The organism is Plebeiibacterium sediminum (assembly GCF_026013605.1).
Taxonomy (GTDB): domain Bacteria; phylum Bacteroidota; class Bacteroidia; order Bacteroidales; family Marinilabiliaceae; genus Saccharicrinis; species Saccharicrinis sediminus.
Genome location: NZ_JAPDPJ010000225.1, coordinates 1 through 930 on the forward strand (window position 1 = coordinate 1; position 930 = coordinate 930).

General features: G+C 36.2%; 1 tRNA gene. It reads right to left on the minus strand.

The window, feature by feature from the left end:
* Positions 1-841 precede the first annotated feature (841 nt).
* Positions 842-928 (minus strand) — tRNA-Leu (locus tag OM075_RS25205).
* Positions 929-930 lie beyond the last annotated feature (2 nt).

Genomic DNA, 930 nt, shown 5'->3' on the forward strand with positions numbered 1-930 from the left:
ATTATAAATCCTTGTACAAACTATAAGTTCGGCATAGCGTCTCGCTATGTCGTATAAGAAAAGGCCTCTGGCCTTAGCAAAAATCATGCAGATATTTTTCATAGGTCAAATAGCAACCTTATTTTTATTATGAAAGTAGAGTTTATTTTAAAGAATATACTCTGGATTAGAGTATTATCATAAGTTACGATAGAAATTGATAAAGGCCAGAGGCCTGAATAAAACAACGAAGCGAGACGCTTCGCTGAACGTAAGTGATTTGCGAACTATTGGGTTATTTTATTATTCATTATAATACAGGATGCAATCTTGTGATTTAAGATCTCTGAGTCTTGGGGCCTTGGTGGTTTTATTATAAAAAACAATATACGAATAACCCAAACTGATTATACTATTAGATACCGGACTTTGGAATGTTTCAAATTTATTTTGAGCTGTCCCTACAGGACGATAATTAACTTTATATGAATACCCAAGGCGTTGCCTTAGGCTAAATTGAACTGTGCTTTCAGCACGATATAATTACCCGAATAAATAACATTTGCCAATCAAACAGTAACTCTTAGGGATTAACATATATAAATCACTCATTGCACTACGCTCTACTCTTTTCCCTTTACCCTATGCCCTATGCACTTTGCTCTTTGCCATATAACAGCTCCCTGATAGGTGGAAATGATGTCAATACACGATGCAAGCTGTAAATCAACAGAAAAGATGTAACGTTTGGGCCTTGGTGGTTATATATGGTTCTGATACACTTTAAGCCAGACTACTTGGAGTAAGTAAAAATATCATAAAATAAAAAAGGTCTCTTCTTTTTCAAGAAGAGACCTTTACTTGGTACTCGAGGCGGGACTTGAACCCGCACGTCCTAATGGACACAAGATTTTAAGTCTTGCGTGTCTACCAATTCCACCACTCGAGCAT